The 19,844-nt window shown below is 60.7% G+C and carries 22 protein-coding genes and 1 riboswitch; of the genes, 2 read left to right on the forward strand and 20 right to left on the reverse strand.

Translation table 11 applies throughout. The features are described 5' to 3' along the window. Window positions 1-13 precede the first annotated feature (13 nt). The 14 genes from ACYZT1_RS16910 to cobO form a co-directional block, all read right to left on the reverse strand. A complete protein-coding gene (locus tag ACYZT1_RS16910) occupies window positions 14-565 on the reverse strand; it encodes a glutathione peroxidase (protein WP_462015829.1) in 552 nt (183 codons plus the stop codon). A 55-nt stretch (window positions 566-620) separates the two neighbouring features. After that, window positions 621-743 (reverse strand): hypothetical protein, encoded by a 123-nt coding sequence (locus tag ACYZT1_RS16915; RefSeq protein ID WP_462015830.1) that lies wholly within the window; start codon window positions 741-743, stop codon window positions 621-623. After that, window positions 740-1,948, reverse strand: a complete 1,209-nt coding sequence (locus ACYZT1_RS16920; RefSeq protein WP_462015831.1) for an MFS transporter — start codon at window positions 1,946-1,948, stop codon at window positions 740-742. Before ACYZT1_RS16920 ends, ACYZT1_RS16915 begins: the two co-directional genes overlap by 4 nt. Before the next feature lie 53 nt (window positions 1,949-2,001). After that, window positions 2,002-2,406 (reverse strand): MarR family winged helix-turn-helix transcriptional regulator, encoded by a 405-nt coding sequence (locus ACYZT1_RS16925; protein ID WP_462015832.1) that lies wholly within the window; start codon window positions 2,404-2,406, stop codon window positions 2,002-2,004. 204 nt (window positions 2,407-2,610) lie between these two features. Further along, on the reverse strand, window positions 2,611-3,345 hold the full coding sequence (locus ACYZT1_RS16930) for an adenosylcobinamide-GDP ribazoletransferase (RefSeq protein WP_462015833.1): 735 nt from the start codon (window positions 3,343-3,345) through the stop codon (window positions 2,611-2,613). 2 nt (window positions 3,346-3,347) lie between these two features. Continuing rightward, window positions 3,348-3,923: an alpha-ribazole phosphatase family protein gene (gene cobC, locus ACYZT1_RS16935; RefSeq protein WP_462015834.1), complete on the reverse strand. Its 576-nt coding sequence runs from the start codon at window positions 3,921-3,923 to the stop codon at window positions 3,348-3,350. After that, on the reverse strand, window positions 3,920-4,975 hold the full coding sequence (cobT, locus tag ACYZT1_RS16940) for a nicotinate-nucleotide--dimethylbenzimidazole phosphoribosyltransferase (RefSeq protein ID WP_462015835.1): 1,056 nt from the start codon (window positions 4,973-4,975) through the stop codon (window positions 3,920-3,922). Before cobT ends, cobC begins: the two co-directional genes overlap by 4 nt. Beyond that, window positions 4,972-5,493 (reverse strand): bifunctional adenosylcobinamide kinase/adenosylcobinamide-phosphate guanylyltransferase, encoded by a 522-nt coding sequence (cobU, locus tag ACYZT1_RS16945; protein ID WP_462015836.1) that lies wholly within the window; start codon window positions 5,491-5,493, stop codon window positions 4,972-4,974. Before cobU ends, cobT begins: the two co-directional genes overlap by 4 nt. Before the next feature lie 145 nt (window positions 5,494-5,638). Then, entirely contained in the window at window positions 5,639-7,090 is a 1,452-nt protein-coding gene (locus ACYZT1_RS16950) for a cobyric acid synthase (protein WP_462015837.1), read from the reverse strand. After that, a complete protein-coding gene (cobD, locus tag ACYZT1_RS16955; protein WP_462015838.1) occupies window positions 7,087-8,079 on the reverse strand; it encodes a threonine-phosphate decarboxylase CobD in 993 nt (330 codons plus the stop codon). The genes ACYZT1_RS16950 and cobD overlap by 4 nt, the downstream gene beginning before the upstream one ends. After that, window positions 8,072-8,980, reverse strand: coding sequence for an adenosylcobinamide-phosphate synthase CbiB (gene cbiB / locus ACYZT1_RS16960; protein WP_462015839.1), 909 nt, complete (start codon window positions 8,978-8,980; stop codon window positions 8,072-8,074). The genes cobD and cbiB overlap by 8 nt, the downstream gene beginning before the upstream one ends. Then, window positions 8,977-9,627, reverse strand: coding sequence for a 5,6-dimethylbenzimidazole synthase (gene bluB, locus ACYZT1_RS16965; RefSeq protein ID WP_462015840.1), 651 nt, complete (start codon window positions 9,625-9,627; stop codon window positions 8,977-8,979). Before bluB ends, cbiB begins: the two co-directional genes overlap by 4 nt. Further along, on the reverse strand, window positions 9,624-11,006 hold the full coding sequence (locus ACYZT1_RS16970) for a cobyrinate a,c-diamide synthase (protein ID WP_462015841.1): 1,383 nt from the start codon (window positions 11,004-11,006) through the stop codon (window positions 9,624-9,626). Before ACYZT1_RS16970 ends, bluB begins: the two co-directional genes overlap by 4 nt. Further along, entirely contained in the window at window positions 11,003-11,614 is a 612-nt protein-coding gene (gene cobO / locus ACYZT1_RS16975; protein WP_462015842.1) for a cob(I)yrinic acid a,c-diamide adenosyltransferase, read from the reverse strand. The genes ACYZT1_RS16970 and cobO overlap by 4 nt, the downstream gene beginning before the upstream one ends. 80 nt (window positions 11,615-11,694) lie before the next feature. Beyond that, a riboswitch (cobalamin riboswitch) is annotated at window positions 11,695-11,909 on the reverse strand. 155 nt (window positions 11,910-12,064) lie between these two features. On the opposite strand from cobO, the gene ACYZT1_RS16980 reads away from it, so the two are divergent. Together ACYZT1_RS16980 and ACYZT1_RS16985 are read left to right on the forward strand one after the other, a co-directional pair. Further along, window positions 12,065-12,649 carry a hypothetical protein gene (locus ACYZT1_RS16980; RefSeq protein ID WP_462015843.1) on the forward strand — a complete coding sequence of 195 codons (585 nt, stop codon included), beginning with the start codon at window positions 12,065-12,067 and terminating at the stop codon, window positions 12,647-12,649. Between the two features lie 68 nt (window positions 12,650-12,717). Next, window positions 12,718-14,031 carry a PQQ-dependent sugar dehydrogenase gene (locus ACYZT1_RS16985; RefSeq protein ID WP_462015844.1) on the forward strand — a complete coding sequence of 438 codons (1,314 nt, stop codon included), beginning with the start codon at window positions 12,718-12,720 and terminating at the stop codon, window positions 14,029-14,031. Window positions 14,032-14,220: 189 nt separating this feature from the next. Here ACYZT1_RS16985 and ACYZT1_RS16990 read toward each other — a convergent pair whose 3' ends face one another. From ACYZT1_RS16990 to ACYZT1_RS17015, 6 genes are all read right to left on the reverse strand, one after another. Continuing rightward, the gene (locus ACYZT1_RS16990; protein ID WP_462015414.1) at window positions 14,221-15,471 is read right to left on the reverse strand and encodes an IS256 family transposase; all 1,251 of its coding nucleotides are present in this window, start codon (window positions 15,469-15,471) and stop codon (window positions 14,221-14,223) included. 91 nt (window positions 15,472-15,562) lie between these two features. Further along, window positions 15,563-16,216, reverse strand: a complete 654-nt coding sequence (locus tag ACYZT1_RS16995) for an O-methyltransferase (RefSeq protein ID WP_462015845.1) — start codon at window positions 16,214-16,216, stop codon at window positions 15,563-15,565. 15 nt (window positions 16,217-16,231) lie between these two features. Continuing rightward, the gene (locus ACYZT1_RS17000; RefSeq protein ID WP_462015846.1) at window positions 16,232-16,768 is read right to left on the reverse strand and encodes a C40 family peptidase; all 537 of its coding nucleotides are present in this window, start codon (window positions 16,766-16,768) and stop codon (window positions 16,232-16,234) included. Window positions 16,769-16,975: 207 nt separating this feature from the next. Next, on the reverse strand, window positions 16,976-17,617 hold the full coding sequence (locus ACYZT1_RS17005; protein ID WP_462015847.1) for a C40 family peptidase: 642 nt from the start codon (window positions 17,615-17,617) through the stop codon (window positions 16,976-16,978). 211 nt (window positions 17,618-17,828) lie between these two features. Further along, the gene (hda, locus tag ACYZT1_RS17010; RefSeq protein WP_462015848.1) at window positions 17,829-18,533 is read right to left on the reverse strand and encodes a DnaA regulatory inactivator Hda; all 705 of its coding nucleotides are present in this window, start codon (window positions 18,531-18,533) and stop codon (window positions 17,829-17,831) included. 229 nt (window positions 18,534-18,762) lie between these two features. Then, a complete protein-coding gene (locus ACYZT1_RS17015) occupies window positions 18,763-19,836 on the reverse strand; it encodes an AI-2E family transporter (protein ID WP_462015849.1) in 1,074 nt (357 codons plus the stop codon). Window positions 19,837-19,844 lie beyond the last annotated feature (8 nt).

A 19,844-nucleotide genomic window follows, 5' to 3' on the forward strand; every position in this document is an offset into this window, starting at 1 on the left:
TTGTGCGCGGCGATCAGGGTTGTGAAGCGATGGCTTTTTCAACGGCGGCAATAAACTCCGGATCGTCCGGCTTGGTCAGGCTGGAGAAATCCGCGATCACCTTGCCCTTGCGGTCGATCACGTATTTGTAGAAATTCCACTTCGGCGCGCTGCTCTGTGCGGCAAGCACCTGAAACAGATTGATGGCGTCGTCGCCCCGAATCTTCTGCGGTTCGGTCATGGTAAAGGTTACGCCGTAATTCACGTAGCAGACCTTGGCAGTTTCTTCGCCATCCCTGGACTCCTGTTTGAAGTCGTTGGAGGGAACGCCAATGACTTCCAGTCCTTGAGACTTGTAGCGCTGATTCAACGCTTCAAGGCTTTTGAACTGTGGGGCGAATCCGCAAAAACTGGCGGTATTGACCACCACCAGCGGTTTGCCCGCAAAGCGCTGGCACAGATCGATGGACTCCTTGGCGCGCAACTTGGGCAACGAGCCCTGCAGCAGCTCCGGGCACCCCGCCGCGTGGGCCAATCCGGTAAACGCCATCATTAATACGGGAACTGCGAGCCAGCGCATCCGCATGATCATGCATCCTTGAGAGTCCGTCCGAATCGAAGTTACTCGCCCTCACCGGTTGCTAGCAAGCACCCATGCCCAACTGCATCAACGCCAGCCCGCCTTGCTGCCAGCCCCACCACGCCAGCATCAGCAGCAATGCGCCGCTGGCAACCACGATGATCCGCGGCCAGAGACCGTTCATTGCGCGGTCACCGCCGTTTGCAGGCGCGCCACCGGCCGCTCGCGAACCGGCCAGTTAAGCGCTGCGGCCAACAGACTCAAGAGAATCGCCACTTGCCAGATCAAGTCATAGCTCCCGGTTCGGTCGTACACCACCCCGCCCAACCAGCCGCCGAGAAAGGAGCCGAGCTGGTGGAAGAGGAAAACAATCCCACCCAGCATGGACAGGTTTCGTACGCCGAACAAGGTCGCCACGGTGCCGTTGGTCAAGGGAACGGTCGACAGCCACAAAAAGCCCATCGCCATCCCGAACAGGTACGCAGTGGTGGTTGTCACCGGAGCCCATAAGAACAATCCGATTACTACGGCCCGCAGCAAATACAAACCCGTGAGCAGGCGCGGCTTGGACATGCGCCCGCCGAGCCAGCCCGCCGTGTACGTGCCAAATATATTGAACAGGCCGATCAGCGCCAGCACCGTGGTGCCGACGCTTGCCGGTAAATGCTGATCGACCAGATAAGCCGGCAAGTGCACACCGATGAAGACGACCTGAAACCCGCAGACGAAAAAACCGAACGCCAGCAGCCAGAATCCCGAGTGGGCGCATGCTTCTCGCAGTGCTTCGGACAGGGTTTGCTCATGCGCGAGCAGCGGCAAGGGTTTGTCCTTGAGCATGCTTACCAGCGGCACAATCAGTGCCACCAGCAAACCCAGCACCAGCAATGCCGCCGACCAGCCGAGCCAGCCGATCAGTCCCAACGTGCCGGGTAACATGGCAAATTGCCCGAAGGAGCCGGCGGCACTGGCGATGCCCATGCCCATGCTGCGTTTCTCCGGCGGCACGGCGCGGCCGACCACACCAAGGATCACCGAAAAGGACGTGCCGGACAGGCCGATGCCAATCAACAGGCCGGCGCTAAGGGACAGGGTCACCGCCGAATCGGACAGACCCATGAACACCAGTCCCAAGGCGTAAAGCACGCCCCCGATCAGCACCACTTTCGCCGCGCCGAAGCGGTCGGCCAGTGCGCCTGTGAACGGTTGCGCCAGGCCCCAGATGAGGTTTTGCAGGGCGATGGCGAACGCGAATGTCTCACGCCCCCAGCCGAATTCGGCGCTCATCGGCGCAAGAAAAAGCCCGAAGCCATGGCGCACGCCCAGGGACAACGCCAGAATCAGCGCGCTCCCCAACAGTACCCAACCGCACGTACGCCACATCGATGTCATCATTATTCTCCGCTCGCGGGTATATACCCGTTTAAGATCGAAAAGAACCGGCCTCAGGCCAGTTCATCCAGTAACTTCAGCAACATTTCCCGTTTTTCAGTGCCCAGACGATCGACCAGACGTTGCTGCGCTGCCTCCCACGCCGGCAAGGCCGCTTTCAGACGCTCGGCTCCGGTGTCGGTCAGTTTGACAATGCGGTTACGCATGTCATCGCCCTCAACCAGCCGCACCAGGCCCTCACCTTCCAATACGCGCAAATTGCGCCCGAGCGTGCTGCGATCCAGGCCCATGGCTTCGGCCAAGGTGGAAATACTGGGCTGATCGAGACGCTGCAGATTGCACAGCAACGAGTACTGGGCAACGTTGATTCCGAAGCCGTCGAGAGCGCCGTCATAGTGCCTGCTGACGCCACGAGCGGCGCGACGCAGGTTGATGCATAAACATTGGGATTCGAGCATGGTGCGTGTATATACCCGCGAAAAGATAAAAGCAAATATTTAGAGGCCAGCAGGCGCAAAGCTCGCTCGCGTTCCCCCGCAGAAGCAAAACTTGCTCGCGAAGAACGATGACGCAGTTTCAACCCGAGGACCGAGTCGCCTCCTTCCCGATCAAGCTCTGTTCCCCCAGAAGCAGCACAGCGCTGGCCGCTGGGAGCTTTGCTCCTACGGGATGAGCGCAATACTGACCAGCAAGGTCATTTCCAATAACTCCAGAAGCGCTCCGGCGGTGTCGCCAGTGGTACCGCCCAGTCGTCGCACCATCACGTGCCGCAGCCAAGCAAACATCAACGCCGCCACAACGATGGCGATAACCCCGTCGAAGCCTGCCAGGACAAAGCAAGCCACTGCGCAAATCACCAACATCTGTTTGGCAGCCGTACGCGGCAGATGATCGGCCAGTGCCTGACCCAACCCTCCAGGGCGAACGTAAGGCGTAGTCAGAAATAACGCCAATAACCCCGCACGACCCAACAGCGGAACAATGATCAGATACACGCTGTTTTCCTGTTCGATCAACGCCAGCAGCGCAGCGAACTTGAGCAACAGCACCAACACCAGCGTCACCACCGCAATCGGTCCGCTGCGCGGGTCTTTCATGATGGTCAGGGTGCGTTCCCGATCACCAAAACCACCCAGCCAGGCATCGGCGCTGTCCGCCAGACCATCCAGATGCAACGCGCCGCTGAGCACCACCCAAACCGTCAGTAACAACGCCGCGTGCAGCAGCAAAGGCGCGCCGAGCAACACCCCGTTTACTGCCCACAGGATCACGCCGAACAGCAGCCCCACCAAAGGATAAAACAACAGCGAGCGGCCCAGCGCTTGCGGGGACGGCATGCCGGGCAGACGAACCGGCAGGCTGCTGAGAAATTGCAGGGCGATCCAGAATGGCAGCATGTTCAGGTCACTTCCCTTAACAAACCCGCAGACTCCACCGACAGTGAAAACATCGCAGCATGGCCCACTTCGACGTTGAGCAACTGCTCGCGTGGCAACCCGCGCGCTTGGGCCAGCAGTAAACGCATCACTCCGCCATGACTGATCAGCAGAACTCGCTCTCCCGAGCAGGCAGCGTGCAAACGCTCAATGGCGGCCAGCACGCGGGCGGAAAAATCCTCGACCCGCTCACCTTGCGGGGGCGTGAATGAATACGGATTCGCCCAGAACAAGCCCAGCGCTTGGGCATCTGTCTCCATCAACGCTGCCGCGCTCTGCCCTTCCCATGCGCCGAAGTGCAGCTCTTGCAGATCTTTTTCCAGCCGCACCGGTACACCCAACTGCGCGCCCAGCTCTGCAGCGAAGCGCGCACAACGTTGCAACGGCGAGCTGATCAGGCGATCCCAAGGGCCTTGCGCAAGCACCGCAGCGCGCATTTGCGCCCAGCCCGTGTCAGTCAGTTCGTCATCGAGACTGCCACGCAGGCCACCGCCCAGCTCGGTTTCGCCGTGGCGCAAGAGGTCCAGGCGCAAGGTCATGCGGGGCGATCCGCGACGGCCGCTTCGGCGAACGTTGCCATTTGACCGTGCAGATCGCACGCCAGTCGCAGCAGCGGCACGGCAAGCGCGGCGCCGCTGCCCTCGCCCAGACGCAGGCCCAGATCGAGCAACGGTTCGGCGCCCAGGGTTTCGAGAACATGACGATGGCCCGGCTCGGCACCGCAATGTCCAAACAGCAGCCACGCGCGACATTCGGGATTCAAGCGCACCGCGACCAATGCGGCGACGCTGCAGATGAAACCGTCCACCAGCACTGCAACGCCTTGCTGCGCACAGGCCAGATACGCGCCCACCAACGCGGCAATTTCAAAACCGCCGAGGTTGAACAGCGTCTGCAAGGCATCGCCGCGCTCAGCGCCGTGCAACGATAATGCGCGTTCGATGACTTGTGCTTTATGGCTGACGCCCGCCGCGTTCAGCCCCGTGCCCGGCCCCGCCAGATGCACCACCGGGCACTCCAGCAACGCGCAGGCCAGCGCGCTCGCCGCGGTGGTATTGCCGATGCCCATCTCGCCACCGATGAACAACTGGCTGCCCGCCGCTGCTGCGCGCAAAACGCTGTCGCGTCCGGCACGCAACGCAAGCTCGCCCTGAGCGACCGTCATTGCCGGACGCTGAACGAAATTGGCGGTGCCGGGGCCGATGTTGAGGTGACGCACGCCCGCCAGGTTCAGCGCCGGGTCGACGGTACCCAGGTCAATTACTTCCAGCGACGCGCCAAGCTGACGCGCCAACACGCTGATAGCCGCGCCGCCGCTGACAAAGTTGTGCAGCATTTGCCCGGTCACTTCCTGCGGGAATGCCGACACGCCTTCGGCGACCACGCCGTGATCACCGGCAAATAGGGCAATCCACAGCTGATCGACGCTGGGTTTCACCTGGCCCTGCAACCCGGCCAATTGCACCGCTACCGTTTCAAGACGGCCGAGCGAGCCGGCGGGTTTGGTCAACTGTTGCTGGCGCGCCAGGGCCTGCTCGACGACGGCAGTGTTGATCGGCTTGCACGGGGTCAGCCACCAGGATTGAGTCATAAAGCAGTTCCTTTGAGAGTCAGGGGCAGACCGGCGACGGTCAGGACAACGCGCTGGCAGCGTTCGGCCAGGGCTTGATGCAGCCAACCGGCCTCATCGACGTAGCGGCGGGTCAGCTCACCCAGCGGCACGACGCCCATGCCGGTTTCGTTGCTGACAAAAATGATTTCACCCGGCAGTGATGCCAGGCAGTCCAGCAAGGCATCGCGCTCGGCAATCAGCCGTTCGGCGTTATCGAGCATCAGCAGATTGGTCAGCCACAACGTCAGGCAATCGATCAGCAGGCAACGATCAGCGCCGGCGTTTTCGCGCAGGACGCGGGCCAGTTCAACGGGTTCTTCGAACAGCGACCATTCGGCCGGGCGACGGGCACGATGATGACCGATGCGCTCGTTCATTTCGCCGTCCAAGGGTTGGCTGGTGGCGATGTAGGTGACCTTGAGCCGGGTGTCGGTGGCGAGCTTTTCCGCCAGGCGGCTTTTGCCGGAGCGGGCGCCGCCGAGGATCAGTTGGAGCATGGTTTATTCCTCGAAATCTTCGGAGACTGTAAACGCCTCATCGCCAGCAGGCTGGCTCCCACAGGTTTTGCGCCGGTCACACAATTCAATTCAACGGCAAATTTGTGGGAGCCAGCCTGCTGGCGATGGCATCCTGAAAAACACCTCACATCCCACACAGCGCTCGCAACAATTCGGTATCCAGATGCTGCTCGACCAGATCCGCCAATCGCTCGATATCGCGCTCGCGCAACCCGTGGTAATCGACATCCTGCACGTCCTGCAACCCGGCCCAGCGCAACAGCGCGCTGCACGCCTGCGGCGATTCGAACAGCCCGTGCAGGTAGGTGCCGAAAATCTGCCCATCGGCACTTTGGGCGCCATCATAGCGACCATCGTCCAGCAGCACCGCAGCCTTCTCCAGCGCCGGCCCTGTGGTAACGCCGGCATGAATTTCATAGCCACTGACCGGCGCATGTTCGAGTGCCAGACGCCCGCACACGTTACGTAACTGCTTCTCTTGCTCGAGCCGGGTTTCGAACGCCAGCAATCCCAAGCCGACACTGGAACCCGGCGCACCCTCAAGGCCCAGCGGGTCGTGCACCTGCTCGCCAAGCATTTGCAGGCCGCCGCAGATGCCCAGCACTTTTCCGCCGTAGCGCAAGTGACGGGCGATGGCCGTTTCCCAGCCGTTGGCGCGCAAAAAAGCGAGGTCGCTGCGCACGCTTTTCGAGCCGGGCAAAATGATCAGGTCGGCGGGCGGGATCGCCTGGCCGGGGCCGACGAATTGCAGATCGACTTGCGGGTGCAGGCGCAGCGGATCGAAATCAGTGTGGTTGCTGATCCGCGGCAGCACCGGCACCACGACTTTGAGTACGTGTTCAGCCTTGCCGGTCTGGCGCTGATCGATGCCGTCCTCGGCTTCCAGATGCAGGTCCATCACGTAAGGCAACACGCCGATCACCGGTTTGCCGGTGCGCGCTTGCAGCCAGTCGAGCCCCGGTTGCAGCAGCGCGATGTCGCCGCGAAAACGATTGATGATGAACCCCTTGACCCGCGCCTGTTCGCTCGGCGACAGCAGCTCCAACGTACCGACAAGATGAGCGAAAACGCCGCCACGATTGATGTCGGCGATCAACACCACCGGGCAATCCACCGCCTCGGCAAAACCCATGTTGGCGATGTCGCCGGCGCGCAGATTGATTTCGGCCGGCGAGCCTGCGCCTTCGACCATGACGACCGGGTACGCCGCGCTCAGCCGTTCATGGGACGCCAGCACCGCTTGCATGGCGATGGTTTTGTAGTCGTGATAAACGACCGCGTTCATCGTCGTCACCGCGCGACCGTGAATGATCACTTGCGCGCCCGTGTCACTGTTGGGCTTGAGCAGCACCGGATTCATGTCGGTGTGCGGCGGCAAAAAAGCCGCCTGCGCCTGCACCGCTTGCGCGCGACCAATCTCGCCACCGTCTGCGGTCACGGCACTGTTGAGCGCCATGTTCTGCGGTTTGAACGGCACAACACGCACACCCTGGCGCGTGACCCAGCGACACAATGCCGTCACCAACGTGCTTTTGCCGGCATCGGAGGTGGTGCCCTGCACCATCAACGTGGTCATCGGGTTTCCTTGTTGAAAGCTACGAATGCTTGCTCAAGGCGCTGCCACTCGCTGTCGTCAGCGGGCAAACCGAAACGCAGGCTGCTGGTGTGGATGAACAACCGCAGTAGAATGCCGCGCCGGGCCATGAACCCATGCAACTGTTCGGCACGGCCCGTGACCACCCACTGAAATAACGCGCAACCGCCCTGCGCTGCGAAACCGTATTGTTCCAGCAGCAACCCCAAACGCTCGCTGGCTTCTTCGGTGCGCTGGCGTTGGCGGGCGTGGCCGTCAGTGTCCAGCAGACAGGCCTGGCCGATGACGCGGGTGGGTCCGCTGACGGCCCAGGGCCCAACCTGTTCGGCGAGCAATCTGAGCAGTTTGCGTTCGGCCAGCACGAAGCCCAGACGCACCCCGGCCAGACCAAAAAACTTGCCGAAGGAACGCAGCACGATTAGACCGACCTGATGGGCGAACGGCGCCAGGCTCAACTGCGGCGTGTTGTCCATGAACGCTTCGTCGACCACCAGCCAGCCGCCGCGCTGCGCCAGTTTCGCGTGCCAGTCGAGCAGTCGGCTCAGGGGCAGGCTCAGGCCGGTGGGATTGTTCGGATTGACCACCACCAGCACGTCGAGGTTATCGATATAGAAGTCGACTTCCTGCTCAAGCACTTCGCGCACGACATAGCCGCTGCGGCGCCAGGCTTCGGCATGCTCGGCGTAGCACGGCGACAACACGCCGACCTTGCCGATGCGGCGCAAACGCGGCAGCAACTGAATGGCCATTTGCGAACCGGCCACCGGCAGCAAGTGTGCGGCACCGTAATATTCACAAGCGGCTTGTTCCAGACCGTCCTCGATTTCCGGCAAGCGTGCCCAGGCGCGCAAGGGAATTTCCGGGACGGGAAACGGCCAGGGTGCGAGCCCGCTCGACAGGTCCAGCCAATCGGCTTCGGCGATGCCGTATTCGAGTGCGGCGTTGCGCAAGCGTCCACCGTGTTCAAGCATAAAATTCAGCTCCGACGCAGAGAATCAGCAGCCATAACCATACGCCGCGCTGGACCAATTGCCAGCCACGGTCAATTGAATCGGCATCCGCCGGCGCGCCTTCGCCCAGTTGCGGGCGCTGGTGCAATTCACCGTGATAAATCGCCGCCCCGCCCAGCTCGACACCCAACGCGCCAGCACCGGCGGCCATCACCGGACCGGCGTTCGGACTGTCCCACTGAGGCGCCTGGGTGCGCCAGCATTTCAGCGCGAGTCGGGTTTTGCCCAGCAGCGCGTAGGTCAATGCCACTAGCCGTGCAGGAATGTAGTTGAGCACATCGTCGATCTTCGCTGCCGCCCAGCCGAAACGCTCGAAGCGTTCGTTGCGATAACCCCACATCGCGTCGAGCGTGTTGCTCAGGCGATACAGCACCACGCCGGGTGCGCCGGCCACGACAAACCAGAACAGCGCGGCGAACACGGCATCGCTGCCATTTTCCAGGACCGACTCGGTGGCGGCGCGGGCGACTTCGGTTTTATCCAGTTCGCTGGTCTGGCGGCTGACCAGATAACCGACTCGCGCGCGCGCTTCATCCAGATCATCGCTGCGCAACGCTTTGGCGACCGGCTCGACATGCTCACCAAGGCTGCGCATGCCAAGGGCGCAGTACAGCAGCACAATGTCGACCATCCAGCCGATGTAAGGCGCCCAGGAAAACGCCGTCGCCAGCAACGTCAGCGGCACCACCGCCATCACCCACGCCGTAACGCCGTGACTGCGCCAGCCACGGCCTTCACCGTTGAAACGGCGCTCGATGCGCTCGGCAAAACGGCCGAACGCCACCAGCGGATGCCAGCGTTTCGGTTCGCCCAGCAGCGCATCCAGCGCAACCGCGGCGACACTCAATAACGCCACACTCATTGCCTCACTCCCCAATAATTTTCATACAGCATGTCGCTCAGCGGACGCGCCTGCGCCCAGCCTTCAAGTGCCAGCATCGGCGCCGGATAGAATTCCTTGACCGGGCCCAGGCAGATCACGGCCAGCGGTTTGGCGCCGGCCGGCATGCCCAGCAGATCCGCCAGTGCCTGCGGCTCGAACAGGGACACCCAGCCCATGCCCAGCCCTTCGGCGCGAGACGCCAGCCACAGGTTCTGGATCGCACAGGACAGTGACGCCATGTCCATTTCCGGCAGAGTGCGACGGCCGAAGATGTGTCGCTCGCGATCGTCCATCAGCGCAGCGACCAGCACTTCGGCGCAGTCGTTGATGCCTTCGACTTTGAGTTTCATGAAGTCGTCGCTGCGCTCGCCGAGGGCTTCAGCGGTGCGGATGCGTTCTTCTTCAACCAACTGCTGGATGCTGCCGCGCAAGGCTTTATCGCTGATGCGGATAAACCGCCACGGCTGCATCAGGCCGACGCTCGGTGCCTGATGAGCGGCTTCGAGCAGGCGTTGCAGAAGTTGCGGCTCGACGGTGCCGCCGATGAAGTGGCGCATGTCGCGCCGTTCGGCAATGGCTTTATAGACGGCCTCGCGCTCGGCCTCGGTGAAGGCGTTGTCGCTCATGACCCCATCGCTGGCAAGCCAGCTCCCACATTGGAACCGTGCTCCCCTGTGGAAGCGAGCTTGCGCGCGACAGCCGCCTCAAGGTCAGGCGCGAACAACGCGGCAACCGCTGAAGGATTCGACGGGAAATAGAAGTGCACGTAAGAGGCCGTCATCCGCCCCTGCCGATACACCGCTTCCGCCCCGCGCCCGCCATTGGGGCTCCGCCCGCGAGCGATCGGCTCAAGTTCGGTGGTGGTCAGCGAGTGATGATAGGTGTGGCCACGCAGCACGCCTTCCGGCAGCTCAACCGCTTGCAGCGCGAGTGCCGCCAAGCGTTTCTGCATCACCGCATCGCCGCGCAGCAACCCGACCAATTCAGCCCGAGTGCCTTCGACATCGGTCAGCGAATCGAGCAGGTAGAGCATGCCGCCACATTCGGCCAGCAACGGTTTCTCAGCCGCATGATGGGCGCGAATCGCTTCGAGCATCGGAGTGTTCTGCGACAACGCCAGGTGGTGCAATTCCGGATAACCGCCGGGCAGATAGAGGCTGTCCGCTTCGGGCAGATGCGCATCGCGGATCGGCGAGAAAAACAGCAACTGGGCGCCCATGGCCCGGAGTACATCCAGGCTCGCGCCGTAGGTGAATGCAAACGCTTCGTCATGCGCAACCGCAATCCGCACGCCGGTCAGTAAGGGCTCGACAGCGATGACGTCTGGCGCAGCGAATTTCACCGCCGGTGGCAGCGCGACTTCGCAACTGCTGGCCAATGCGTTGGCGGCCGCATCGAGGCGCGCATCCAGATCGTTCAATTCGCTGGCCTGGACCAGACCGAGATGGCGACTGGGCAATTCGATCCCTGTCTCCCGGGACAACGCGCCGTACCAGCGCAAACCTTCGGTCAGGCTGCCTTCGAGCAACTGCGCGTGGCGCAGGGTGCCGACGCGATTGGCCAGGACGCCGGCGAACGGCAAGTCCGGCTGATATTTCGCCAGGCCCAGCGCCAGGGCACCGAATGTCTGCGCCATAGCCGTACCGTCAATAACCGCGAGTACCGGCACACCGAAGTGCCGCGCCAGGTCGGCGCTGGACGGCGTACCGTCAAACAGCCCCATGACCCCTTCGATCAGAATCAGGTCGGCTTCGGCGGCGGCTTCCCACAACAGCCGACGACTGTCCTGCTCACCGACCATCCACAGGTCCAGTTGATACACCGGCGCACCGCTGGCACGTTCGAGAATCATCGGGTCGAGAAAGTCCGGGCCGCATTTGAACACGCGAACCTTGCGCCCCTGATGACGGTGCAATCGGGCCAGCGCGGCGGTGACGGTGGTCTTGCCCTGACCGGAGGCCGGCGCGGCAATCAGTACCGCCGGGCAATGACGTGGCTGATTCACAGCTCGACGCCCTTCTGCGCTTTGATCCCGGCCTGGAAAGCATGCTTGATCATGCCCATTTCGGTCACGGTGTCGGCCAGTTCAATCATCTCCGGTTTGGCGCCACGACCGGTGACCACCACGTGCTGCATCGGCGGCCGTGCTTGCAGGTCGCTGAGGACTTGATCGAGATCGAGGTAACCGTGCTTCAGCGCGATGTTCAATTCATCGAGCACCACCAGGCCAATCGACGGATCGCGCAGCAGTTGGCGAGAGACTTCCCACGCGGCTTCGGCAGCGGCGATGTCACGCTGGCGGTCCTGGGTTTCCCAGGTGAAGCCCTCGCCCATCACATGAAACCGCACCTGCTCCGGGAAGCGCCGAAAGAACAATTCTTCGCCCGTGCTGTTGCGCCCCTTGATGAACTGCACCACGCCGCATTGCATGCCGTGACCCATCGACCGGGCGAGCATGCCGAACGCCGAACTGCTTTTGCCTTTGCCATTGCCGGTCAATACCAGCAGCAAGCCGCATTCGTTCGGGGAGTTGGCGATGCGTTCGTCGATCACGGCTTTTTTGCGCAACATGCGCGCCAGATGACGTTCGTCACGATCAGGGGAATCGGTCATGGGGAGCTCTCCGTTGAGACTGGATAACGGCGGGCAGGCACAAGAATAGACGGCAAAAAGCCTGGCATCGCCCACCGTGATGCCGCTGGATGAATCAGGCCGGTCTCCGGGCTCATGAGCGGCGTTTGCCAGACTGCGCGCCTTCCCATGCCGGTTTCGACACAGTGGCTCAAGACGCAGTGTTCACTCATTTACCGTTGCGGGGGCAGCGCCGGGATTGTGCAGCGCACTCACCGGTTTCCCTGTTTCACTCCGTCGGCCATGGCCACAGAGCACCTGAAACAAGCGGCGAAGGTTAGAGGGTTGGGGGTGGAGCGTCAATTGAAGCCGGGAGGCAACGGGCTAAAAAACTGCCCCCGGCCCATCTGCTGTCGCCGATCTTGTGCCACACTTCAAGCAGTGATATCAAAGAGCCACATCTACCCCATTACAATAACAAGGGTGAGCCACATGCAAGGCATGATCATCAGCAATCCAAAACTGGAATTCCTGCGCCCGGCGCTCGAACGCTGGTTCGATTGCATCGACCGTTTCAACGCCGTGCGCGGCGATAACGACACGCCGTACTGGCATGACGAAAAAGCCAACCTCAGCGTGCTTTCAGCTGCTGCGTGGATGGCGGAAATGGTCACGCTGCAGCAAACACCCACCCGTAAACAGCACGAAGAAGGTGAGCGCAACGCTCGCGCCGACTTGCTGATCGCCACGGGCGAAGAGCGCGCCTACCTTCAAGCGTCACAACGCTGGCCTAAGGTCAACAGCCTGAACCTGACGCAGGCACTGGCCGATATCACCAGCGACGCAAGGAAAATCAGCTACGCCAGCGACCTGAAACTCGGCTGTCTTTTCGTCGCACCGCAAAAATCCCAGCACAGCGCCACCCCGGAAGAACTCCAGGACATGCTCGACGATTTGCAAAAAGAACACACCTGCGCCGTCGCCTGGTATTTCCCCTACGCCTACCGCAAGTTGCACAACGAGGCCGGCAACTATCACCCCGGCATTGCGCTGTTGCTCAAGGAAGCGCGAGGCTGATCGGTTGAACCATCGCGGGTTTGCGCTTCTCTATTGATCAGGTCACTGCATTCATAGGGAAGATCAGCATGCGCAAGCCCCAGCTCGCTCTCGTCATCGCACTCGCCGGAGGGCTCGCGGCCTGTGGTGAAACTTCTACCTTGCAGGTGTCCGACGGCACTGGCCCGTCACCGAAATTGCCGGAACCGAACAAGACGTTGATACCGACGGTGAACATCGCTCCAGCGATCGGCTGGCCCGCAGGTGCCAAGCCCGTCCCGGCAGCCGGAACACAAGTGGCGGCGTTTGCCGAAGGCCTGGATCACCCGCGCTGGCTCTACGTGCTGCCCAACGGTGACGTGCTGGTGGCCGAAACCAATGCACCGCCCAAGCCTGACGACAGCAAAGGCATCAAGGGCTGGATCACCGAGAAAGTCATGGGACGCGCCGGTGCCGGCGTGCCCAGTCCCAACCGAATCTCACTGCTGCGCGATGCCGATCACGATGGCGTTGCCGAAACCCACACGGTGTTTTTGGAAAACCTCAATTCACCTTTTGGCATGACGCTGGTCGGTACGGACTTGTACGTCGCGGACACGGATCGCTTGCTGCGGTTCCATTACCAGGCTGGCGAAACGGCGATCAAGTCGCAGCCAATCAAAGTCGTCGACTTGCCGGGCGGCACCCTGAATCATCACTGGACCAAGAATGTCATCGCCAGCAAGGATGGCAGCAAGTTGTACGTGACCGTGGGCTCCAACAGCAACGTCGGCGAGAACGGCATGGATCAGGAGGAAGGTCGTGCGGCGATTTGGGAAGTCGATCGCGCCACGGGCAACCATCGGATTTTCGCTTCGGGCATTCGTAACCCGAATGGCCTGGCGTGGGAGCCACAAAGCGGCGCATTGTGGACGGCGGTCAACGAACGGGACGAAATCGGCAGCGACCTGGTTCCGGACTACATCACCTCGGTGAAAGACGGCGGATTCTACGGCTGGCCTTACAGCTATTACGGCCAGCATGTGGATGTGCGTGTGACACCGCAAAATCCGGACCTGGTGGCCAAAGCGATCGCCCCGGACTATGCGGTTGGCCCGCACACGGCGTCGCTGGGTTTGACGTTTGCTGAAGGCAATTCGCTGCCGGCGCAGTTCAAGGAAGGCGCTTTCATCGGCCAGCATGGCTCGTGGAACCGCAAGCCGCACAGTGGCTACAAAGTGATATTCGTGCCGTTCGGCGGGGGTAAACCGACTGGACAACCGATCGATGTGCTGACGGGCTTCCTCAATGACGAGGAAAAGGCCATGGGCCGGCCGGTGGGCGTAGTGATTGATCAGCAGGGCGGGCTGCTGGTCGCGGATGATGTGGGTAACAAGGTGTGGCGGGTGTCGGCGGCTAAGTAACTTGGTTTGCGCCACACCATAAAACCCTGTCGCAGCTGGATTCTAAAGGCTGTACTCACTGTGGGAGCTGGCCTGCCAGCGATGGCGTCAGTAGCGCGCCATCGATGCCAGCAGTCAGTCCGCTATCGGGGAGTATCAGATTTTTTGTGTGCGGGCCGGTAATGGCCTGCCGTCAGGCAGGCCGTATTTTTACCAGGTCGGCCTGATAAATCTGTCTCCGTACAGAATTGCAAATTGATTCATTGCACTCTTCCAGTCGTGCGCCGCGCTGCCCCAATTGGCGGTGATGTTTTGTAGTGCCAGCCAGATCAGCTTGGTTGCCGCATCGTCGGTTGGGAAGTGCCCGCGGGTCTTGATGATCTTGCGTAGCTGAGCGTTGATGCTCTCGATTGCGTTGGTTGTGTAGATCACTTTTCGAATGGCGGGCGGGAAGACGAAGAATGGAATTACTCGATCCCAAGCGCGCCGCCAGGCTGCCACTACCGTCGGATACTGCTTGCCCCATGGACCGTTTTCAAAAGCATCCAGCGCCTGTTCGGCCGCTTCGGCGGTGACTGCCTGATAGACCGGCTTGAGCGCTTTGGCCAGTTCCCGGCGCTTATCCCACGCCGCGTAATCAAGGCTATTGCGGATCAGATGAACGATGCAGGTTTGCAACGTCGTCGCCGGAAACACCGCGCTCAAGGCTTCTGGCATGCCTTTTAGGCCGTCTGTTACAGCGATCAGCACATCACCGACGCCGCGTGTCTTGAGGTCGTTGAAAACCTTCATCCAGAACTTTGCACCCTCAGTGTTCTCGATCCAGATCCCCAGAATATCGCGCGTTCCATCGGGCAAAACCCCTAATGCCAAATAGATTGCCTTGTTGCGCACCAAGCCCTCTTCACGGATTTTGACGCGCAGGGCATCAAAGAAAATGACCGGGTACATCGGTTCTAAAGGCCGCTGTTGCCACGAAGTGATTTCGTCCATGACTTCGCTGGTGACAGAGCTGATGAAGTCAGGCGAGACATCCGTCCCATATTGCTCGGAGAGAAATGCACGGATTTCCCGGACAGTCATTCCACGGGCATACATGGCGATGATCTTGTCGTCGAAGCCGGTGTACCGCCGCTCGTGTTTCGGAATCAGAATGGGTGAAAAACTACCGTCTCGGTCGCGGGGAATATCCAGCCGCAGCGGGCCGTCACCGGTCAGAACCGTCTTAGCGCTTTTCCCATTGCGCTGGTTGGTTTCATCCTCGGGGCGCTGCGCGCCCGGCGGATAGCCCAGATGATGGCCGAGTTCGGCGTTCAAGGCTCGCTCGATCAGAGCCTTCTTGAACGCCGCAGACGCATCCTCGATGGCTTCAGCGGTCATCGGCCCGTCAGCAAACTGCTCGAGCAGCTCTTTCGGTATTTTTGGTAATTCTCGCAACGCGGGTTTCTTTTTGGTTGGCATACATGCACCTCTTGCTCATGTTATGCCCGAACACAAAATTTCTGACAGTCCCCGCTATCGCGAGCAGACTCGCTACCACAGGAGGTGCGCTCTACCGCTTGCGACACAACGTCAAACCATCGCCCAGCGGCAACAGTGACAAATCAAACCGCGCATCATTCTTCAAAGCCAGATTGAGCGCCTGGATGGCGCGGGTGTCGGCACTCTCGGAATTTTCCTCAAGTACCCGCCCGCTCCACAGCGTGTTGTCGAATATTGCCAGACCGCCAACCCGCAGCAGGCGCAAAGCGTGTTCCAGATAGCTCGGGTAATTGGCTTTGTCGGCGTCGATGAAGATCAAGTCGAAATGCTCAGGCTGATCAATTTGATCCAGCGTCTGCAGAGCAGGCGCGAGGCGCAGATCGATTCGAGCGTTTACTCCGGCTTCCTGCCAATAACGCCGCGCGATGGCGTTGTAATCCCCGGGCATGTCACAGCAAATCAGCGAGCCGTCTTCGGCCAATGCTGCCGCCATGCACAGGGCGCTGTAGCCGGTGAAAGTGCCGATTTCCAACAGACGCCTGGCGCCAATCAGTTTCACCAGCAACGCGAGAAATTGTCCCTGCTCCGGCGCCACTTGCCAGCGGGCCATGGGCATCGCCTGGGTTTCGTCGCGCAAACGCTTGAGCAACGGCGTTTCCCTCAAGGAAACGTCGAGCAGGTATTGGTAAAGAGTGTCGTCGAGATTGAGCGTGCGAGCGGTCATGACAACCTCTGCAGATTAAGGATTGCGCGCCAGGTGCTCAGGTTGCAAAACGCGCTTGGCGCTGAGGTATGCCTTTTGCCAATAAGCTTTGGACAAACTGTCGAGCTTGACCGTGCCGCCCGTGGCGGGCGCATGCACAAAGCGGCCTTCGCCGACGTAAATCCCGGCGTGGCTGACTTGTGAGCCGCCGTTGGTGGCGAAGAAAATCAGGTCACCGGTCTGCAGGCCCTCCTTGCCGACGCTGGCGGCCTGCATGGTGATCATCTCGCGAGTCGTGCGCGGCAGGGCAATGCCGGTGACGTCGCGGTAGACGTAACCGATCAGCCCGCTGCAATCAAAACCTGAGTCCGGGGTGTTGCCGCCCCAGCGATAAGGCGTGCCGACCAGGCCCAGCGCGCGGAACAGCACGTCTTGAGCTTCGGGTGAAAAATCCTGGGCAGGTGCGAAAACGATGGGCGCGCGGATCACCGGCGCGGGCGGCGGTGTACGGCTTGCGCAGCCGCTTAGCAGCGCGGCGAAGATCATGATTGCGAGGCGGGCCGACGGGGTCATGTGCAGAACATCCTGATCTGGCTGCGGCTTTTTCCACCGTAATGGCAGAAAAGAAAACCGCGAGCGTGGAGCGCAGGCGGTTCGCCATCAATATTAGATCGGATTCTAGCGGCTACGCGACAAACTTCAAGTAAGACTTTAACTTCGCCTTACAAACTGTCCGCCTACTCGATTGCCGAGAGGCATTTTTCGCTACCGAAGTCGCGATTACTTGCGCGCCGTGACCACGGTTGGGGCCATTGCGAGGGCGCGTTTGGCCTCAATGAAAGTCTTGCTCCAGTAGCTGTCGCCCAGGTTATCGACCCGCACACCACCGCTGCGGCGGCTGCTGGAGTGGATGAACTGGTTATCACCCAGGTAGATCCCGGCGTGACTGACACGACCGCGACGACCATTGGTCGCGAAGAACAGCAAGTCACCCGGCTTGAGATTGCCGCGCGAAACCAGCGGGGCATCAACGTTGATCATTTCACGGGTTGAACGCGGCAGGTTCAGACCGGCCTCTTCGCGAAACAGATAGCCTATGAAACCGCTGCAATCGAACCCGGCTTCGGAAGTGCCGCCGAAACGGTAACGGGTACCGATCAGGGACATGCCGCGTTCGAGGATGCTGTCAGCCAGAACCGGCAGCTGATATGACTTGCCATCGGTAAAGCTGGCCAGTTCCTTGTCGGTCGCCAGTTCCTGCTGATCGAGCGCTTGCTGGAAAAGTACCGAGGAGGATTGGGCTGTAACGGAGTTTCCAACCTGCTGCCGGGGGGCCTGCTCAACCACTGGAGAGTGGGAGGCGCAACCGAACAGAAGGGTGACGAGTGCGAGAGGCACGAGGGGTGCAAAGCGATTTAGCATGGGCACGACCGTGGCTGATAGTTGTAAAAGAGCCGAGACTATGCCCGCTATCATCCTCATTTGCAAATTCAATCGAACTTTATGTGACTTCCCGGTTCTCGCTCCACATCTAAGCGCTACACCCTCATTTAGACCGTTCGCAGCCTGCAGCCTGTAGGAAAGCGGGCTTTTTGGCGCCTGAAAACTGCCGAAATTCTCGCAGAATGGGCGCCTACCAGCCCAAAGTTTCTTTCAGAAATGGAATAGTCAACTTGCGTTGGGCTTGCAGTGACGCCTGGTCAAGCCGTTCCAGGAGTTCGAACAGCGCACTCATGCTGCGAGTTCCACGGGTCAGAATGAAATGGCCCACTTCGTCGGTCAGGTGCAGGCCGCGACGGGATGCGCGCAACTGCAAGGCACGCAATTTGTCTTCGTCCGACAGCGCACGCATCTGGAAGATCAGTGCCAGGGTCAAGCGAGATTTGAGGTCTGCCAGCTTCACCGGCAATTCCCGAGGTGAAGTCGAGGCCGCGATCAGCAGGCGCCGACCGCTGTCGCGCAGACGATTGAACAGATGGAACAATGCTTCTTCCCAGTCAGCACGACCGGCAACCGCCTGCAGGTCATCCAGGCACACCAGTTCGTACTGTTCGAGGTTATCGAGGATTGCGATGCCGCGGTCCAGCAACTCAGCCAGCGGCAAGTACACCGCAGGCTCACCCAACTGCTCGAACCGCAGGCAAGCCGCCTGCAACAGATGCGTACGCCCTACCCCGTCCTTGCCCCAGAGATAAATCAGGCTTTCCGTCCAGCCGGCGTCGGCTTCGCAAAGCCGCTCGACATAGCCGAGTGCAGCGGCATTCGCGCCTGGGTAGTAGTTGATAAAGGTGGCGTCGTCACGCAGACGCACACCTAGGGGCAGCTGAATCGGTTTCATCCTGACTGAACGGTTCCAATGGAGCCGCTAGTGGCCTCTGTGTAAAGTTTGCGAAGTTTATACCCGTGACGCTGGCCGCACAATGCGACAGACCGCAAGCAAAATCAAAGGTTTGCGTAATTTGCTGCGCTTTCATGACAGTTTCTCTGGTGGTACCCGGATCACCGCGCACCTGATTCGGTCAGGCCCGGGATTTCACCGGGCTGACAGAGCACCCTGGCGACTGACCTTAAAGCTCGGGCCCCTCGGCACCGCTGTAGATTTCCGAATCCTTGTACAAATCATGCACATGACGCACCAGCACCATGATCACTGCAGCCACCGGCAGCGCCAGCAATACGCCGGTAAAACCGAACAACTCCCCACCGGCCAGTATCGCGAAAATCACCGCTACCGGGTGCAGGCCGATTCGGTCGCCGACCAGCAGAGGCGTCAGTACCATGCCTTCCAGCGCCTGGCCAACCATGAACACTGCGACAATGCCAATCATCGGATAGAGATCCCCTCCGAACTGAAACAGGCCGGCAATCAACGCCGCGCCAATGCCGATGACAAAACCCATGTACGGCACGATGGCCGCAAGACCTGCAATCAGGCCGATCAACAGCCCCAGCTCCAGGCCGACAATCATTAAACCGGCGGCGTAGATGATGCCCAGCGCCACCATCACCAACAGTTGCCCGCGGATGAACGCGCCCAGTACTTCATGACATTCGCCGGCCAGCGTGACGATGCGTTCCTCACGGTCCCGCGGCAACAGGCTGCGGATCTTGGCCATCATCAGGTCCCAGTCCCGTAGCAGGTAAAAAGCTACCACCGGGATCAGGACCAGGTTCGCCAGCCAGCCGATCAATGCCAGCCCCGACGCTGTCGCCTGACTCAGCACCACGCCGACAATGTCCGTGGTCTGCCCCATGTGTTCACTGATCGCCGCCTTCAGCTTGTCGAACTTCCAGAAACCATCTGACAGACCAAATTTGGACTGTGCCCATGGCAAGGCGCTGTGCTGCAACCAGTCGAGCATCTGAGGCGCCAGCTCATACAGGCGGATCAACTGCTTGGCGAGCATCGGCACCAGCACCAGCAGCAGCGCTGTAAATATCAAGGTGATCAGCGCAAACACCGCCACCACCGACCAGGTGCGGGACAGACCGGCTTTTTCCAGCCGATCCACCAGCGGGTCGAACATGTAGGCCAGAAGCAGCGCCACCAGAAATGGCGTGAGAATCGGATGTAACAGCCAGATGAATGCGCAAAGCAGGACCACCCCACCGAGCCAAAACCAACGCCGCGTATCGGCCATGTACAACT

This window comes from Pseudomonas sp. PB3P13, from assembly GCF_054897735.1.

Coding starts and splice junctions, on each gene's coding strand:
- ACYZT1_RS16995 (WP_462015845.1), bottom strand. CDS start 16,216: ATGACCGCTCGCACGCTCAATCTCGACGACACTCTTTACCAATACCTG.
- ACYZT1_RS16915 (WP_462015830.1), bottom strand. CDS start 743: ATGAACGGTCTCTGGCCGCGGATCATCGTGGTTGCCAGCGGCGCATTG.
- ACYZT1_RS16990 (WP_462015414.1), bottom strand. CDS start 15,471: ATGCCAACCAAAAAGAAACCCGCGTTGCGAGAATTACCAAAAATACCG.
- hda (WP_462015848.1), bottom strand. CDS start 18,533: ATGAAACCGATTCAGCTGCCCCTAGGTGTGCGTCTGCGTGACGACGCC.
- cbiB (WP_462015839.1), bottom strand. CDS start 8,980: ATGAGTGTGGCGTTATTGAGTGTCGCCGCGGTTGCGCTGGATGCGCTG.
- ACYZT1_RS16925 (WP_462015832.1), bottom strand. CDS start 2,406: ATGCTCGAATCCCAATGTTTATGCATCAACCTGCGTCGCGCCGCTCGT.
- bluB (WP_462015840.1), bottom strand. CDS start 9,627: ATGAGCGACAACGCCTTCACCGAGGCCGAGCGCGAGGCCGTCTATAAA.
- ACYZT1_RS16985 (WP_462015844.1), top strand. CDS start 12,718: ATGCGCAAGCCCCAGCTCGCTCTCGTCATCGCACTCGCCGGAGGGCTC.
- cobU (WP_462015836.1), bottom strand. CDS start 5,493: ATGCTCCAACTGATCCTCGGCGGCGCCCGCTCCGGCAAAAGCCGCCTG.
- cobD (WP_462015838.1), bottom strand. CDS start 8,079: ATGCTTGAACACGGTGGACGCTTGCGCAACGCCGCACTCGAATACGGC.
- ACYZT1_RS17015 (WP_462015849.1), bottom strand. CDS start 19,836: ATGGCCGATACGCGGCGTTGGTTTTGGCTCGGTGGGGTGGTCCTGCTT.
- ACYZT1_RS16950 (WP_462015837.1), bottom strand. CDS start 7,090: ATGACCACGTTGATGGTGCAGGGCACCACCTCCGATGCCGGCAAAAGC.
- cobT (WP_462015835.1), bottom strand. CDS start 4,975: ATGACTCAATCCTGGTGGCTGACCCCGTGCAAGCCGATCAACACTGCC.
- ACYZT1_RS16980 (WP_462015843.1), top strand. CDS start 12,065: ATGCAAGGCATGATCATCAGCAATCCAAAACTGGAATTCCTGCGCCCG.
- ACYZT1_RS16920 (WP_462015831.1), bottom strand. CDS start 1,948: ATGACATCGATGTGGCGTACGTGCGGTTGGGTACTGTTGGGGAGCGCG.
- cobC (WP_462015834.1), bottom strand. CDS start 3,923: ATGACCTTGCGCCTGGACCTCTTGCGCCACGGCGAAACCGAGCTGGGC.
- cobO (WP_462015842.1), bottom strand. CDS start 11,614: ATGACCGATTCCCCTGATCGTGACGAACGTCATCTGGCGCGCATGTTG.
- ACYZT1_RS16910 (WP_462015829.1), bottom strand. CDS start 565: ATGCGGATGCGCTGGCTCGCAGTTCCCGTATTAATGATGGCGTTTACC.
- ACYZT1_RS17005 (WP_462015847.1), bottom strand. CDS start 17,617: ATGCTAAATCGCTTTGCACCCCTCGTGCCTCTCGCACTCGTCACCCTT.
- ACYZT1_RS16930 (WP_462015833.1), bottom strand. CDS start 3,345: ATGCTGCCATTCTGGATCGCCCTGCAATTTCTCAGCAGCCTGCCGGTT.
- ACYZT1_RS17000 (WP_462015846.1), bottom strand. CDS start 16,768: ATGACCCCGTCGGCCCGCCTCGCAATCATGATCTTCGCCGCGCTGCTA.